At 63.9% G+C, this 14,903-nt stretch carries 11 protein-coding genes and 1 tRNA gene; 4 read left to right on the top strand and 8 right to left on the bottom strand.

Annotated elements, in window-relative coordinates:
* Window positions 1-165: 165 nt before the first annotated feature.
* From pcrA to CXR03_RS17220, 3 genes are all read right to left on the bottom strand, one after another.
* Window positions 166-2,664, bottom strand: coding sequence for a DNA helicase PcrA (gene pcrA / locus CXR03_RS17210; protein WP_104104963.1), 2,499 nt, complete (start codon window positions 2,662-2,664; stop codon window positions 166-168).
* Window positions 2,665-2,746: 82 nt separating this feature from the next.
* The gene (locus CXR03_RS17215; protein WP_104104964.1) at window positions 2,747-3,547 is read right to left on the bottom strand and encodes an inositol monophosphatase family protein; all 801 of its coding nucleotides are present in this window, start codon (window positions 3,545-3,547) and stop codon (window positions 2,747-2,749) included.
* Window positions 3,548-3,608: 61 nt separating this feature from the next.
* Window positions 3,609-4,823 (bottom strand): acyltransferase, encoded by a 1,215-nt coding sequence (locus tag CXR03_RS17220; RefSeq protein ID WP_146070548.1) that lies wholly within the window; start codon window positions 4,821-4,823, stop codon window positions 3,609-3,611.
* A 103-nt stretch (window positions 4,824-4,926) separates the two neighbouring features.
* Between CXR03_RS17220 and CXR03_RS17225 the strand changes: the two genes are divergently transcribed.
* Complete coding sequence (locus CXR03_RS17225) at window positions 4,927-5,562, top strand: hypothetical protein (RefSeq protein WP_104104966.1); 636 nt, start codon at window positions 4,927-4,929, stop codon at window positions 5,560-5,562.
* 82 nt (window positions 5,563-5,644) lie between these two features.
* Here CXR03_RS17225 and CXR03_RS17230 read toward each other — a convergent pair whose 3' ends face one another.
* Window positions 5,645-7,786: an MMPL family transporter gene (locus CXR03_RS17230; protein WP_104104967.1), complete on the bottom strand. Its 2,142-nt coding sequence runs from the start codon at window positions 7,784-7,786 to the stop codon at window positions 5,645-5,647.
* An 85-nt stretch (window positions 7,787-7,871) separates the two neighbouring features.
* On the opposite strand from CXR03_RS17230, the gene CXR03_RS17235 reads away from it, so the two are divergent.
* Both CXR03_RS17235 and CXR03_RS17240 read left to right on the top strand, forming a co-directional pair.
* Window positions 7,872-8,381, top strand: a complete 510-nt coding sequence (locus CXR03_RS17235; RefSeq protein ID WP_181034669.1) for a MarR family winged helix-turn-helix transcriptional regulator — start codon at window positions 7,872-7,874, stop codon at window positions 8,379-8,381.
* Between the two features lie 67 nt (window positions 8,382-8,448).
* Window positions 8,449-8,522, top strand: a tRNA-Arg gene (locus tag CXR03_RS17240).
* Window positions 8,523-8,592: 70 nt separating this feature from the next.
* Here the strand turns inward: CXR03_RS17240 and CXR03_RS17245 are convergent.
* Window positions 8,593-10,512: an ABC transporter ATP-binding protein gene (locus CXR03_RS17245; RefSeq protein ID WP_104104968.1), complete on the bottom strand. Its 1,920-nt coding sequence runs from the start codon at window positions 10,510-10,512 to the stop codon at window positions 8,593-8,595.
* Between the two features lie 207 nt (window positions 10,513-10,719).
* On the opposite strand from CXR03_RS17245, the gene CXR03_RS17250 reads away from it, so the two are divergent.
* Window positions 10,720-12,393 carry an ATP-binding protein gene (locus CXR03_RS17250; protein ID WP_104104969.1) on the top strand — a complete coding sequence of 558 codons (1,674 nt, stop codon included), beginning with the start codon at window positions 10,720-10,722 and terminating at the stop codon, window positions 12,391-12,393.
* Between the two features lie 10 nt (window positions 12,394-12,403).
* Here the strand turns inward: CXR03_RS17250 and fdhD are convergent, their stop codons facing one another.
* The 3 genes from fdhD to CXR03_RS18490 all read right to left on the bottom strand — a co-directional run bounded on the left by fdhD (window position 12,404) and on the right by CXR03_RS18490 (window position 14,903).
* Window positions 12,404-13,231 carry a formate dehydrogenase accessory sulfurtransferase FdhD gene (gene fdhD / locus CXR03_RS17255; protein ID WP_104104970.1) on the bottom strand — a complete coding sequence of 276 codons (828 nt, stop codon included), beginning with the start codon at window positions 13,229-13,231 and terminating at the stop codon, window positions 12,404-12,406.
* A 99-nt stretch (window positions 13,232-13,330) separates the two neighbouring features.
* On the bottom strand, window positions 13,331-14,623 hold the full coding sequence (locus CXR03_RS17260) for a molybdopterin molybdotransferase MoeA (RefSeq protein WP_104104971.1): 1,293 nt from the start codon (window positions 14,621-14,623) through the stop codon (window positions 13,331-13,333).
* Complete coding sequence (locus CXR03_RS18490; protein ID WP_219815636.1) at window positions 14,613-14,903, bottom strand: DUF6457 domain-containing protein; 291 nt, start codon at window positions 14,901-14,903, stop codon at window positions 14,613-14,615. The genes CXR03_RS17260 and CXR03_RS18490 overlap by 11 nt, the downstream gene beginning before the upstream one ends.

The raw sequence follows: 14,903 nt of genomic DNA on the forward strand, positions 1-14,903 counted from the left end.
AAATGATCGCAAAAGCAGATGCGTAAAGCCTGTCTGCCTCTCTGGAACTTTAGTCGCTCGGCACTCAATGCCGTCCATAGACTACCGCTTTAGTGATGAAGCGCACACTTCTATGGTTTGTAGAAAACCGTGGCTGTGGAGTATGAGTCGCAGATTACTTTTCGTTCACGACTCTTTGGTCAGCGGGGCGTACCTCAACAGCAGACGCTTTTCTCCGACGTCAAACTTCACCTTGGCCACGGTCTTGTCTCCGGACCCCTCCACCGCGAGCACCGTTCCGTGCCCGAAGGACGTGTGGTTGACCTTGTCCCCCGGTGCCACTGAAATGACTTCCTTCTGAGGCTGAACCCGCCCAATTGCCTTCGCAACGGGTGCGGCGGAAATGTTGCCGCCGGTGCCGGAGCCCGACGGCGCCCCGGCGCCCCAGTGCGAGCCGCCGTACCGGCTGGACCCGGCTCCGGAGCTCCCGCCCCAGGCGGGCCGTTCCATCCCTTCGCGCTTCCAGTCGATCAGTTCCCCGGGGATCTCTCCGACAAACTGGCTGGCGGGGTTGTACTGGCTTTGTCCCCACATGCTGCGCACTTCTGAACGGGTAATGTAGAGGCGTTTTCGGGCACGGGTGAGGCCCACGTAAGCGAGCCGCCGTTCTTCGGCGAGCTCCGCGGGGTCGGTGGCCGAACGCTGGTGCGGGAAGAGCCCCTGCTCCATGCCGGTCAGGAAGACCACCGGGAATTCAAGCCCCTTGGCAGTGTGCAGCGTCATCAGTGTTACCACGCCCTGGCGGCGGGACTCCTCGACGGCGGCTGCCACTTCCTCGGCGGTGCCCTCCGGCGCGTCGGGAATGGAATCGGCGTCCGCCACCAGGGAGACCTGTTCCAGGAACTCCCCCAGCGAGCCCTCGGGATTGTCCTTCTCATATTCGCGGACCACTGCCACCAGTTCGGCGAGGTTCTCCACCCGCGATTCATCCTGCGGGTCAGCAGAGGAACGCAGCTGGGCCAGATAGCCCGTCTGTTCAAGCACGGCTTCCAGGGCGGCCGCGGCACCGGAGCCGGACGCCACCTCGGACAGGTCATCGATGAGCTTGACGAACCCGTTGACTGCATTGAGCGACCGGGTGGCCAGCCCGGGGGCCTCGTCCGCCCGCCGCAGGGCTGCCATGAACGAAATCCGTTCCCGCTCGGCCAGGGCCGCTACGGCATATTCGGCGCGGTCGCCGATGCCGCGCTTGGGCTCGTTCAGGATCCGGCGCAGGTTCACGACATCATCGGAGTTCACCAGCACCCGCAGGTAGGCCAGCGCGTCCTTGATTTCCTTGCGCTCGTAGAACCGGGTGCCGCCGACCACCTTGTAGGGCAGCCCCACGCGCACCAGGACGTCTTCCAGGGAGCGGGACTGTGCGTTGGTCCGGTAGAACACCGCGACGTCCCCCGGGCGCAGACCCTCTTCATCCTGCAGCCGGTCAATTTCCTCGGCAATGAACCTGGCTTCTTCGTGTTCGTTTTCGCCGACGTAGCCAATAATCTTCTCGCCGTTGCCCTCGGCCGTCCACAGGCGCTTTTCCGGACGGTTCGGGTTGCGGGAAATGACGGCGTTGGCCGCGTTCAGGATGGTTTGCGTGGAGCGGTAGTTCTGTTCCAGCAGGATGGTGCGTGCTGTTGGATAGTCCTTCTCGAAGTCGACGATGTTGCGCACATCGGCTCCGCGGAACGCATAAATGGACTGGTCCGAGTCGCCCACCACGGTGAGCTCGGCCGGCGGGATGTCCACCGTGTTGTGCTCGCCGGGCACACCCACGAGCTCCCGCACCAAGGCGTACTGCGCATGGTTGGTGTCCTGGTACTCGTCCACGAGAATGTGGCGGAACCGCCGGCGGTAATACTCGGCCACGCCGGGGAACGCACGGAACATGTAGACCGTCTGCGCAATCAGATCGTCAAAGTCCATGGCATTGGCCGACCGCATGCGCTCCGTGTAGCCCTTATAGACGTCGGCGACTGCCTGCTCAAACGGATCGGAGTAGTTGGCCGAGGCGGCAAAGGACTCGTCATCGATCAGTTCATTCTTCAGGGCGGAGATCTTGTGCATGATCATTTTGGGTGTGAAGCGCTTGGGATCCAGGTCCAAGCCCTTCGCCACCAGGGTGATCAGCCGCAGCGAGTCCGCTGAGTCATAGATGGAAAAATTCGAGTTCATCCCCACCGATTTGGCCTCGCGGCGCAGGATGCGCACGCAGGAGGAGTGGAACGTGGAAATCCACATGGTCTTGGCGACGCCGCCAACCAGCGTTTCGATGCGCTCGCGCATTTCCGCAGCGGCCTTGTTGGTGAACGTAATCGCCAGGATCTGGCCGGGGTTGGACCGTCCGGTGGCCATCAGATAAGCAATCCGATGACTGAGCACCCGCGTCTTGCCTGACCCGGCTCCGGCCACGATCAGCAGCGGTGAACCCGCGTGTTTGACGGCTTCTTCCTGTTGCGGATTCAGGCCCTGCAGCAGGTCCGCTGCCCGCTTTTCATCCACACGCGACGGCGTGTGCGGGCGTTCGACGTCGCCGCGCCCGTTCCGCGAAGGAGACTCCGCGGCGGAATCGGCGGCGGCGGAACCTGGCTTGCCGGCGTCGGTCTTGGCGGCTGAAAAGTACGGATCAAAAAGATAGTCCATGGTGTTCTTAAGTCTAGGCGCTGGCGCCGACCATTCCGGCGCTGGTCTTTTGCCGTGGTGGGCCGCGCCTGGCCGGCCCCGCTCAGGCCCGTATGAGTGCGCCTTCAATTTCGCGTACCGCCGACGCCCTACCCGCGATGTGCCAGCGGAAGCCGTTCACCTCAACCACGGCCGTGCTTCCGCCGGCTGCCCGCACAATGGCCTTGCCCGGCAGCCAGTCCCACTCCGGGCAGCTGTGCTGGAACCAGGCTCCCAGCCGGCCTGACGCTACTCCCCCGAGGTCGCAGGAACCCGAGCCGAGCATGCGGATGGTGGCAGCCCGGGAGGCCGCAGCGGTCCAGGGACCGGCCACTTCGGGGCGGAGCAGCCAGGTGGGATGCAGGTAGGTTCCGGCGCTGAGCCGGTCCAGGGATGCATCTCCCAGCGGCGGAACCGGATCACCGTTGAGGGTGGCGGGGTGTCCCTCGCCGCCGAGCCACAACCTGTCTTCCTGCGGCTGGAAAATGGCTCCCAGCAGAACGTCAGGATCACCGTCCAGCGATTCCGGCTCGTCCGCCTTCAGGGCAATCGCGGAACACCAGTACGTGGATCCGGCAAAGAAGTTATAGGTCCCGTCCACGGGGTCGATCACCCAGGATCTGCCGGAGGTGCCCGTAACACTGGCACCTTCCTCCCCCACTATTCCGTCATCGGGGCGGAGCTCGCGGATCCGCTCCACCACCAGCTTTTCAGCAGCATGGTCCGCCGCGGTGACGACGTCGGACACGGTGGTCTTGGCGGTTGCGGTCAGCCCCTCCGAGCGCATGCGCAGGGCCAGTGCCCCGGCATCGCGCACCAGGGAAGCCGCCAGGGAGAAATCTTCGTTCGTCGCGTGAACACTCATTCGGCCAGCCTATCGGGCGCCATCACCTAACCAAAGGAACGGCTGCCGGCGGCTGGCCGGCTCAGGCTTGCGCGGCTGCGGCGGCGGGTTTTTCCGGGAATCCGTCCGCGGTGGCGGCGGGCATGAGCGGCGCGGCGGGTCCGGCGGAAGGCTGCGGGACGGCAGCGTGCGGTGCCGCAGCTTTTCCGGCCCGGCGGACCGTGCGCATGATGGGCCGCTCCAGCCAGATCCAGGAGCAAATAGCCGGCAGGAACGTGAGGACCCCCGCAATGATGATGTAGGCGGGCAGCCCCCGTTCATGCAGCCCGTACAGCGCCAGCAGCTGCTGGACCGGGAAGGCATAAATGTAGATGCCGTAGGACACGTCGTTTTTCTTGACCAGCTGCGGCGAAGGAAGCCACAGCGAGATCCACAGGAGCCCGTAAGCGATGAACGCCCCGGAGGCGCCGCCGCCCCAGGTCGGAAAGAAAGCGGTGAGGACCGCAGCGGCGGCCAGCGAGAGCACTGCCGGCAGCCAGTGGATGCCGATCCGGTGCTTCCAGACGTAGACAACGGAACCGCCAAGGAAAAACGGCAGCAGATGCATCAGCATCGTGAAGTCGTAGTTGCCCTGCGCGTACGGGGCAATGCGCGTCATCGCGACGTTGGCCGCCACGCTCAGGACGAACAGGACAGTGATGGGCCACGGAGACTTGCGCACCAGGGCAAACAGACCGATAAAGGCCACGATGATGTAGCAGCAGAACTCAAAGTAGATGCTCCACAATGAGCCGTTCCACACGCCGGCGTAGGGCACCGCGGCAGGGGTTCCGGCGACGTCGTACGCGTTCATGCGCAGTCCCAGATTGGTGAATACGTAGTTGAAGGGTGTGGTTCCGGTGCCGAAGAAGCCGTCCAGGGTGCCGTTCGCCTTCGCATAGCCGATGGGCGCAAAGACCGCCGCCACCACAATCAGGCAGACGATGAAAGCGGGCACAATGCGCGCGATGCGGTGCACGAGGTAATCGCCCAGGCTGTGAGTGAAGCGGCTGTGCGTGATGAGGTACCCGCTGATGACGAAGAAACCTGCAACGGCCCAGCCGCCCAGCGTATCCCCCGCGAAGGACGGCGAGTTTTCAGTCCCCGAAAGCGGCCAGGCATGGTGCACGAGAACAGCAACGGCAAAGACCAGCCGAATCAGGTTCAGGCTGTTATTCCGTGCATCAAACGGCTTGCCGATCCATAGGCTGTCGGCAGCCCGGTAATTTCCCAACATGGCCTCCAGCGGCGTTGACAACCTGCCAATGCTATCTGACCGGTACAAATTCGAGGTTCAGAGGACTCAGTGGCGGTGCAGGTTTTCAGCACGGCCGCTGCGCACTGCGGCCATACTGTTAAGCATGGGAAAAACTCCGGCACAGCGGGCCGCCAAGCACGGCGAGAATGCAGTCGCCCCGCCGCATACAGCGAATATGGCCACTCCGCCCTCCGGGCAGCAGGCCAAGTCCAACGCCAATCTGATCCTGGTGGCGGCGGTTGCCACCACTTTGTTCATGTTCTTCTACCTGCACCTGCTGGTGCTGGATCAGATGACGCAGCTCTCCGGTGGCATGGCCATGCCCGATTCGCTGGTGGGCGGCTACAGCCTGGAGTATCTGGCGGACCTGCGCTCGGTCATGGACGCCGATGCCCTCGGCCAGCTCAGTTATGTGCACAAGACGGCCGGAACCATCTTTCCCCTGATCTTTGGCTTCACCTGGCTGCTGATCATCGGGCTGAATGCCCGCGGACGGGTCAAACGCTGGATTCTGTGGGCTGCCCCCATCCTCTTTGTCATTGTGGATCTGTGGGAAAACGTTGCCATTGACGCGGCTCTTGGCGCGGACACCCTGACCAGCGCCGATGCCACCCTGGCCAGCGCCCTGACGATTGCACGCTGGATACTGTTTGCCCTGAGCCTGCTGGCATCGCTGGTTGCCGTGTTCAGCAAACGCCGTCCCCGCTCGGCGGACAGCCAGGCTTCGACGAAAGCCTAGGCGCTCACGACCGACTCCAAGCAGAAAAGTGCCTGTCCGGATAATCCGGACAGGCACTTTTCTGTTTCTTATGGGTGAACCGTCAGCGGGTGTTTGCCCGATGCGCGCCGGCGGGTGCAGGCAGGGACTTCGATCCCGAATCATCACCCGAGACAGGTGCCTCGTGCCGGCCCCCCGTGCCGGCCTTAGCCGCCGGGTTGGACGGCCACCAGAACTTGTCGCCGAGGATGAAGGTCAGTGCCGGAACAATGACCGTGCGCACCACCAATGTGTCGAGCAGGACGCCGATCGCCACGGTGATACCCACCTGGGTCAGGGTGACCAGCGGCAGCACGCCAAGGACAGCGAAGACGGCAGCGAGCAGGATGCCGGCACTGGTGATCACGCCGCCGGTGGAGCGAAGGGCGCTGAGCATGCCCTGCTTGGTGCCCATGGTCATGGCGTTCTCTCGGGCCCTGGTGGTCAGGAAGATGTTGTAGTCCACACCCAGTGCCACAAGGAAGATGAACGAGTACAGCAGCGTGAGCGTGTCCAGGGCCGGGAAGCCCAGCACGTTCACGAACAGGACCCAGCTGAGGCCGGTGCTGGCAACGAACGTCAGGAGCACTGAGGCCACCAAAAGAACCGGAGCCACGATGCTGCGCAGCAGGACCAGCAGAACGAGGAACACCAGGATGATCACCGAGGTGACCACCAGCGTCAGGTCGTGCTGGTTCGCTGCGAGCTGGTCCACGCGTTCGGCGGCTTCACCGCCCACCAGCGCCTCATATTCTGGGGTTTCCGCCAGATCGTTGCGCAGGTCTTCAATGAAGGCGTTGGCCTCGGCAGTGCCGGGCTCGTACTGATCTACAACGTCGATGCGGCTCACGCCGTTGTTTTCGGAGACCACGTCGGCGCTGGACACGCCTTCAACAGCGGCGAGTTCTTCCGCCGCGGCTTCCGCGGAATCGGTATTCACCAGGACAGTAACCGGCGAGGTGGAGCCGGCGGGGAAGCCTTCGGCAAGGGTTTCGGCTGCGGTGACGGCCTGCGGCTTCTCGGTGAACTGTTCGTTCTCGCTGAGGCCGATCTGGACGTTGAACAGGAGTGCGCCGGCCGCCAGCAGAACGACGACGGCGGTGCCGGCGATGCGCTTGGGGGCACGGGCCGTGGCCTCTCCGAGCTTGCCCCAGAATTTGCCTTCACGGGCTGCGTCGCCGACCTTGGGCACGAATGGCCAGAAGAGCTTCCGGCCGAGCAGCACCAGGGCTGCGGGCAGGATGAACAGGGCGCTGAGGATGGCCAGCACAATGCCGGTGGCCGCGGAGAAGCCCAGGCCGCGGTAGCTCAGGGTATCGGTGAAGAGCAGCACCAGCAGGGCCAGGATAACCGTGCCGCCGGAAGCGATAATCGCTTCCCGGGTGCGGGTGAGCGCTTTGCCCATGGCCTGGTACTTGGACTCGTGGATGCGCAGTTCTTCGCGGTACCGGGCGATCAGCAGCAGGGCGTAGTTGGTGGCAGCACCAAAGACCAGCACACTGGTGATGCCCACTGCGGACGGATCAACGTCGATTCCCACTACCGGCGCCAGCAGGTCCACCACCTTCAGGGCAGCCTGTTCGATGGTGGCCACCACGGCCAGGGGAACCAGCCAAAGCCACGGTGACCGGTAGGTGATGAGCAGCAGCAGCGCAACGACGCCGGCCGTAACGGTCAGCAGAATGAAGTTTGCTCCGGAGAAAACACCGGCCAGGTCAGCAGTGAACGCCGCCCCGCCGGTCAGTTCAGCCTTGATGCCTTCGGGGGCAGCATCCGAAATGCTTCCGCGGAGGCTTTCCACCTCGGCGGCAACAGCGTCGCCGTCGTCCGCGGCCGCTTTCAGGGTGACCGGAACCAGGCCCACCAGCTTGTTTTCCGACACGATCGGCGGCACCTGCGGAGGAGGGCCAACGGCTCCCAGCTCGGTTGCAGCTGCATTAATGTCTGCGATTGCAGCCTGATCGGCGTCGGTCAGTTCGCCGCCGTCCTCCCGGGACACCACGATCAGTGCGGTGGATGTCTGGGCATCGGGAAACTCTTCGAGGAGTTCGTTGACCTGCGTGGTTTGGTATTTGTCGCTGAGGCCTCCGACTGTGGAGGCCTCGTTCTCCTGCGCCGGCAAAGCAAAGAGGCCAATGACGACCGCAAGGCTCAGCAGCAGCGTAATCCAGGCCGCTTTGGCCGACTTCACTATCCCTGCGTACATGCTCGCTCCTGGTGCACTAAAAATTGTCTCCAGCAAAAAGTATCTCACTTATAGAGATACTTCAATGTGGAGTTACAGTAGGACCGTGGAAGAAAAGGATCTGCGGCGCAACATCATCAACGCCATCCGCGGCATGGGCCTTGACGGGCAGCGCGTGGCGGATACTTTCGCGCACCGGCACGGACTCAATAACACCGATATGCGGGCATTGACCCTCATCATGGAGGCTGAGCTGAAGCATGAAGCTTTGACGGCCGGCCGGCTAAGCGCCAAGCTGGGCACTTCCACAGGAGCCACCACTGCGGTGATAGACCGGCTGGAACGGATCGGACACGTCCACCGCAACCGGGACCATTCGGATCGCCGGAAAGTAACCCTTCATTTTGAACCGCTGGCGATGCAGCTCGCGGGGGCGTACTTCGGGCCGCTTGGAGCGCTCACCGACGAGGTCATGAACCGGTACACCACGGAGGAATTGGCAACTGTCCACCGGTTCATGGAAGACATGCGCTCTGCCTATGCTGCTCATCAGGCCGCGTTGGCCGATCCTGTTCCGCCGGCGGCAACAGAGCCCGCCGAACAACACGGACCGTAATGCCTGCAACAACACCGCCGCGGAAACAGGTAAGCTGATAACCGCCTGCCGGCCAGTCCGGCAGTCCGCCCTCGTAGCTCAGTAGGATAGAGCGGCCCTCTCCTAAAGGGCAGGTCGTCGGTTCGATTCCGGCCGGGGGCACTTTCTATGCCCGGGCACTTTCTATGCCCGGGAACTTTCTCTGCCAGGACACTTCTGCCCGGGCATATCCTCAGGATGCCGTCGGGCGCTTCCCCGCCGACACGGCGTCCGCATCCGCGGCAGGCGTTGTTTCCACCGCGAACTGCGTGCCGTGAAGTTCCGCATAGCGTCCCCCCAGCGCCAACAGCTCAGTGTGGGTGCCCTGCTCCGCGATGAGGCCTCCCTCGATCACCAGAATCTTGTCCGCGTTGCGAATGGTGGACAACCGGTGCGCAATGACGACGGCGGTGCGGCCTTCCAGCGCTTCCCCGAGGGCAGCCTGCACGGCGGCCTCGGATGTGGAGTCCAAAGCCGCAGTCGCTTCGTCCAAAATGACGATCCGGGGCTGGGCCAGCAACAGCCGGGCGATCGTCATCCGCTGGCGCTCTCCTCCCGACAGCCGGTAGCCGCGCTCCCCCACCATGGTGTCCAGGCCGTCGGGAAGGGAGCGGATCAGGTCCTCGAGGCGGGCGCGCCGCAACGCATCCCACACCTGTTCCTCGCTGGCTTCCGGGTTGGCCAGGAGCAGGTTGGAGCGGATGCTTTCATGGAACAGGTGCCCGTCCTGGGTGACCATTCCCAGCGCCTGCCGAATGGAAGCGAAGCTGACGTCCCGCACATCGGTGCCGGAAAAGCGCACGGCTCCGGAATCGACGTCGTACAGCCGGGAGAGCAGCTGGGCAATGGTGGATTTGCCGGCACCGGAAGTGCCCACCAGGGCAACCGTCTGGCCCGGCTCCACCCGGAACGAAATACCGTGCAGCACTTCTTCGCCGCCGCGGGAATCCAGTACCGCAACATCCTCCAGCGAGGCCAGCGACACTTTGTCCGCCGTCGGATAGGCGAACCGGACGTCGTCGAACTCCACAGCCAGCGGACCCTCCGGAACCGGAACCGGGTTCTCCTTCTCACGAATCAGCGGCTTGAGGTCGAGGATTTCGAAAACGCGCTCGAAACTCACCACCGCGCTCATGATCTCCACCCGGGCATTGGCCAGCGACGTCAGCGGTGCGTAAAGCCGGGTCAGCAGGAGTGCAAGCGTCACCACATCGCCTGTGTCCAGCCGCCCGGTCAGGGCAAAGTAGCCGCCCAGCCCATAGACCAGCGCCAGAGCCAGGGCGGAAACCAGGGTCAGAGCAGTGACGAAAACTGCCTGCATCATGGCCATTTTCACGCCAATGTCCCGCACCCGGGCTGCCCGTACCGAGAACTCGGTGGATTCCTGCTCCGGCCGGCCGAACAGCTTCACCAGCGTGGCACCGGGTGCCGAGAACCGCTCGGTCATCTGCGTGCCCATGGACGCGTTGTGGTTTGCCGCCTCACGGCGCAGCGAAGCAAGTTTTCCGCCCATGCGGCGGGCGGGGATCAGGAACACCGGCAACAGCAGCATCGCCAGGACGGTCACCTGCCAGGAGGTGTTGAGCATGACGATCAGAGTCAGGACCAGGGCCACGACATTGCTGACGACGCCGGAGAGGGTTCCGCTGAAGGCCTGCTGGGCTCCAATGACGTCATTGTTCAGCCGGCTGACCAAGGCACCTGTCCGGGTGCGGGTGAAGAAGGCGATCGGCATTTTCTGCACATGATCAAAGACGGCGGTCCTTAGGTCCAGGATGACCTGCTCACCGATCCGCGACGAGAACCAGCGGGTAGCCAGGGACACCGCAGCATCCGCCACTGCCACTGCCCCGATGAGCACCGCCAATTGGATGACCACGCCCGTTGCCGAGCGCGCCACGATGGCATTGACAACTTCTCCTGCCAGCACCGGCGTGGCAACTGCCAGAAAGGCACCAAGGGTGGACAGCAGGATGAAGCCGACCAGTTGCTTCTTGTAGGGAGAAGCAAACGTGACTATCCGCTTGAGGGTCTCCTTGGAGATCTTGTTGGTGCTGCCCTTGGCGGTGGAGATTTTATGAAGAGAACTCCAGGCCGCGCTTTCCATGCTCATGATCTGTCCTTATGTTGTTGACCCTCTCCAGCTTAAGCCTCGGCACTGACACCGGATGCCGGGTCCGATGTCCCGGACAGCATCTCCAAACCGGGGCACGATGGAACCAACCCCGCAGTGACGGCAGACACACCAATAAGTGTGCGCGCTGGTAGGATTCCTTTCGCCGGGTCCTCCTGGGAGCTCGGCACACAACGAAAGGCATCCATGCCCACGGCTCTCCTACCGCTGCCGGAAACATCCGGTGATGCCGGTGAACAGTGCGCGGTAGTGGGCGTCCGCAGCGCTGATCTCCGGGACTCAGCGGAGGCCGTCCTGCTGGCAGCGGGCCTCGTTCCGGTGTACGTGGAGTCTGAGCACGAAGTCGTCAGCGCCATCCTTGAACGCGATGTGGTGCTGGCAGTTGTCGACGCGGAAATGCTGGCGGCAACAGGGCCTGAACACCTTAGCCGGCTGCGGCAGGAACCCTCCGTGGCCTCGCTGCCGGTCATCCTGCTGGCCGGCGATGAAGAGCTGAACATTGAAACAATGGTCCAGCTGAGCATCACCCACTTTGTAGCCGGCAGCGTCCAAAGCACGGATCTGGCCAACCGCGTGGCCCTTATTCTGGCAGGCACCCGGGCCACCCGCCGCCGCAAGGTCGCCGCGGCCCGTCTCCGGGACAAAGCCCGGGCTGTGTCCGCCGCGCTGCGGGGAACCAATGACCCCCAGCAGATGGCTGCCCTTGCCGTTCAAGGTCTTGGCGAGGCGTTTGGCGCCTGCCACGTGAGGATTGAGACGTTCCAGGACGAGCGTGTTCCCGAGGTGGCAGCGTCCTGGAGCATGACCAGCGGAACAGCCGGCCTTCCGCCGCTTCCCCTGGCCGAAACCTCAATCCTCAGTTCCTCGTTATGGGATCGTGAAGCTGTTCTTCGGATTGAGGACCACCTCTGCTCCGACGATCCCGAGAGCGGCATGTTCCCGGCCCGCGTGCCTGCCGCTGTGCGGACATCGGTCTTCGCTCCGCTGGGCCACGGGGATCAGGTGCTTGGCTATGTTTGGATTGCCGGCACCACCGGACCCAGGAGGTGGAGCCGGACAGAACTTTCCCTCATCCAGCACGTATGCGGGAATCTGGCTCACGGACTGGTGCAGGGGCACGTCATTACGGCCCAGCGTGAAGTGTTGGCACGGCTGCGGGAACTCGATCGGGCCAAGACTGACTTCGTTGCCACAGTGAATCACGAGCTGCGGACCCCGCTAACCTCGATTACCGGCTACCTTGAGCTAATCCTGGAGGGCTCCGGAGAAGACATTCCGCCGAAAACCAGGCAGATGCTGGAAATAGTTGGGCGCAATGCCGCCCGGCTGGATCAGCTCATTTCCGATCTGCTCACCATTTCGCGCACGGATGCCCATGCAGCTCTGGCGCTGGAGGACCTGGACCTCGGTGAACTGCTGGATACCGTGGCCGCTTCCCTTGCACCCGCTGCCGCTGCCAGCGGGATTACGCTGCAACTCGGGCTGCTGCCGGCTGCGCATGTGGTGCGGGGGGACAAAGCCCAGCTGGAACAGGTCTTTACGAACCTGTTGTCGAATGCCGTGAAGTTCACCCTTCCCGGCGGGACTGTTAACGTGTGCAGCAAAATGGTGGCCACGGACGCCGGACTCCAGATCAGGGTTCAAATTGTGGACAACGGCATCGGCATCCCGGAAGCGGACCTGCCCAAGCTGTTTCGGCGCTTTTTCCGGGCCTCCAACGCCACCTCGGCTGCCATCCCCGGCACCGGCCTTGGCCTGGCTATCGTTCAGGACATCGTGCTCCAGCACGGCGGGGAGCTGGACATCGATTCGACCCTGGGCCGCGGCACTACGGTCACGGTCCAGATCCCCGCCTGCTGACCGGTCTTTCTCAGGCCAGGATCCGTTCCGGATACGAATAGCAGTTCAAGGACGTTCCGCGGCTGAAACCAACCACGGTCATTCCGGCGTCCTGGGCCAGTTCCACCGACAACGACGACGGCGCACTCACCGCCGCCAGCACCGGAATCCCGGCCAGCTGCGCCTTCTGCACCAGCTCAAAGGATGCCCGGCCGGAAACCTGCAGCACGGTCCCCCGCAGCGGCAGCATCCCGGCACGCAGGGCCCAGCCAACCACCTTGTCGACGGCGTTGTGGCGCCCAACATCTTCACGCAGGCACAACAGCTCACCTTGGACGGTGAACAATCCGGCGGCGTGCACGCCACCGGTGCGGTCAAAGACCTTCTGTTTCTGCCGGAGCTGTTCCGGCAGCCCGGCCAGGATCCGCAGCGGCACCCGGACGTCGTCGTCGCCCACCGAAAAATGGGACGACTTGCGAACCGCTTCTATGGAGGCGGTGCCGCAGATACCGCACGAACTTGAGGTGTAGACGTGGCGCTCCATCGTGGTGTCCGGCAGGGCGGTGCCGGGCCTCAACTGCACATCCACCACGTTGAAGGTCTGCTGCCCGGAGTCGTCGACGCCGGCACAGTAGCGCAGGCTGACCAGCTGTCCCGGTTCCCAGATGATGCCTTCTGAAACCAGGAACCCTGCAACGAGGTCGAAATCGTCGCCCGGCGTCCTCATCGTCACGGTGAACGACCGGCCGCCCACCCTGATCTCCAGCGGCTCTTCGCCGGCCAGTACGTCCTCGCGTTTGGTAACTGTTCCGTCCGTCCGGAATTTCGTAATCTGACCGCGCCTGGTAACCCGTCCCATACTCTCTCCTTAGACACACCCGCTTTTAGCAACCGGTTTGTGCAACCACTGCCTGCTCTTCCACCGTGGCGGCTGCCCGTCCGGTGTGCCGCACCTGCCCTAACGTGCCGGAGGCTGCTCTACCGTCCAGGGCAGCGGCAGCGCGGTAACGGCCTCGTCAGTGGTGCACCCTGCCTCGGGGACCACCATCACCGCATCAGCGTCCGCGATCCCGCGAAGCATTCCCGATCGGAAGTACGGCGACGGCACCGCCCTGCCGTTCTCGATCCGGCACGGAATAAGCCGCGTCCGTCCCGGCAGCGGCTCGATATCCACTCCGGCGAGCACATGTCGTTCGGGCGGGAGCGGAGCGCCGCGGAGCCCGTCCAAAAGCGGCTGGAGGACGGTGAAGACCGCCATCATGGCAGCCAGCGGATTGCCGGGAAGCGCCACAAGCAAACGTCCGTCGGGAAGGCGTGCCAGCATGGTGGGGTGTCCGGGGCGCATGGCGATGCCGTCGATCAGCATCTCAGCCTGCATGTCCTCCAGCGCCTGGCGCAGGTGGTCGGCCTCAGACCGGCCGGTACCTCCGGTGGTGATCAGCACGTCTCCGGAGGACATCGCGATGGACATCTCGTCCGTGGCGTCGGAGCTCAATGCCGCCACCACGTCTTCATAACGGTCCGAGAGACGCCTCACCACATCCATGCGGCCGCCCAGCATGGTCACCAGCTGGGGCAGCTGGGGGCCGAAAGTATCCCGAACCTGGCCGGCTTCCGGAAGCCCGTACTCAATGACTTCATCGCCGGTCAGCAGGAGGGACACGCGGGGAGGGCGCAGCACCGGCAAGGTGTCATGCCCGCACACAGCTGCCAGGGCAATGTGTGCCGGATTGAGCACGGTGCCGCGTGTAATGGTGACTTCACCGGCCGCCGCCTCTTCCCCCGCCGGCCGGATGTGCTCGCCGACGCTGGGTTCCCCTCCTCGGGCGCTGGAGCTGAGGGTGAGCTTGTCATCGCCGGAGACAACACCGCTTTCGGAGCGAAGCACACTGCTTGCACCGGCAGGAATCATCCCGCCGGTGAGGATGGCCACGGCTTGTCCGGGCTGCAGCGGGCGGCGCCCTGATTCCTTGTGGATCTGCCAGCGCTCCGCCCGGGGTTCTTCATGGGTCACCAGCTGCCAGGGCGGCGGACCGGATACAGCCCAGCCGTCCATCGCGGAGGAAGCATAGTGGGGAACCGGTTGCAGCGCCGTTGTATCCAGCGCGAGGATCTGCCCCAGGGCCTCGGCCAGCGGGACTGTTTCATAGGGAAGCGGCCGCCCTGCGGAGTATGCGGAGCTACGGGCATGCTCCCACGCTGCGTTCGGCTGCAGCGGAAGTATGACGGGCGTTGAGTTGTCAGTGGTCATCAGTATCTCCGGTTTCACCGTAGTTTTTGCATTCTCGGGCAGCCACGCGCATCGCTGCGCCCATGGCGGCGGCGTCGTCGGCCTGGCCGCTCCCGGCCGCCAGGCCTGCCGCGAATCCCGCAATGAAGGTGGTCAGCGGAGCAGCCGGGCGGACTACCGTGTGCGCTGCAACGGAGGCCAGCTGCAACACTGCGCCAACGTCCACTGTGGTGTCTTCAAGCTCCAAGGAGGTGAGCAGTCTGCCGCACCACGCTTCGAGTTCCTCTTCCTGGCTTGCCAT

The organism is Arthrobacter sp. 08Y14, from assembly GCF_002929455.1.
Lineage (GTDB): Bacteria > Actinomycetota > Actinomycetes > Actinomycetales > Micrococcaceae > Arthrobacter_B > Arthrobacter_B sunyaminii.

Coding starts and splice junctions, on each gene's coding strand:
- pcrA (WP_104104963.1), bottom strand. CDS start 2,664: ATGGACTATCTTTTTGATCCGTACTTTTCAGCCGCCAAGACCGACGCC.
- CXR03_RS17215 (WP_104104964.1), bottom strand. CDS start 3,547: ATGAGTGTTCACGCGACGAACGAAGATTTCTCCCTGGCGGCTTCCCTG.
- CXR03_RS17225 (WP_104104966.1), top strand. CDS start 4,927: ATGGGAAAAACTCCGGCACAGCGGGCCGCCAAGCACGGCGAGAATGCA.
- CXR03_RS17230 (WP_104104967.1), bottom strand. CDS start 7,786: ATGTACGCAGGGATAGTGAAGTCGGCCAAAGCGGCCTGGATTACGCTG.
- CXR03_RS17245 (WP_104104968.1), bottom strand. CDS start 10,512: ATGAGCATGGAAAGCGCGGCCTGGAGTTCTCTTCATAAAATCTCCACC.
- CXR03_RS17250 (WP_104104969.1), top strand. CDS start 10,720: ATGCCCACGGCTCTCCTACCGCTGCCGGAAACATCCGGTGATGCCGGT.
- fdhD (WP_104104970.1), bottom strand. CDS start 13,231: ATGGGACGGGTTACCAGGCGCGGTCAGATTACGAAATTCCGGACGGAC.
- CXR03_RS17260 (WP_104104971.1), bottom strand. CDS start 14,623: ATGACCACTGACAACTCAACGCCCGTCATACTTCCGCTGCAGCCGAAC.
- CXR03_RS18490 (WP_219815636.1), bottom strand. CDS start 14,903: ATGGCAAGCCAGGAAGAGGAACTCGAAGCGTGGTGCGGCAGACTGCTC.